The sequence below is a fragment of the Nesterenkonia haasae genome (assembly GCF_010119385.1).
GTDB classification, from domain to species: domain Bacteria; phylum Actinomycetota; class Actinomycetes; order Actinomycetales; family Micrococcaceae; genus Nesterenkonia; species Nesterenkonia haasae.
Map to the genome: position 1 here is coordinate 1 of NZ_VFIE01000005.1, position 593 is coordinate 593.

Annotated in this window: 1 protein-coding gene; it reads left to right on the forward strand. The window is 66.3% G+C overall.

The features are described from left to right. On the forward strand, positions 1–593 hold a 593-nt coding region (locus FH975_RS00015), incomplete at both ends, for a PAS domain S-box protein (RefSeq protein ID WP_162319528.1).

The following is a 593-nucleotide window of genomic DNA, read 5'->3' on the forward strand; positions in this document are numbered from 1 at the left end:
TCACCTCCGCCGCACTGGGCATGGCACTGGTGTCGCTGGAAGGACGCTGGCTGGATGTCAACGACGCGCTGTGCCGGATACTGGGCTACCCCCGAGAAGAGCTGCTGCAGGTCGATTTCCAGCGCCTGACCCATCCCGATGACCTGCAGACCGACCTGGCCCTGGTACAGGACCTGTTGGCCGGGCGACGCAGCCACTATCACTTGGAAAAGCGCTACCTCGACCGCGACGGCCGCATCATCTGGGCGCGGCTGTCGGTGTCGCTGGTGCGCAACGAGCATGGCGAACCGCTGCATTTCGTGTCGCAGATCCAGGACATCACCGCCCAGCGCAGCAGCGAGCAGCGCCTGTTCGAGAGTGAACAACGCAGCCGAATCACGCTGGATGCGGTGGCCGACCTGGTGCTCAGCGTCAGCCTTGATGGCCGCATCGACTACGCCAACGCGGCTGCGGTGCGCACCCTGGCCGGTGATGGCGCCTTGTCGCTGGCCGGGCACAAGGTGCAGGACGTGCTGGCGCTGACCACCGAGTACGCGCCCGGCTCGGTACTGGATGTGACGGTGCTGCTGGACCCGGAGAGCAACGCGGTGGAC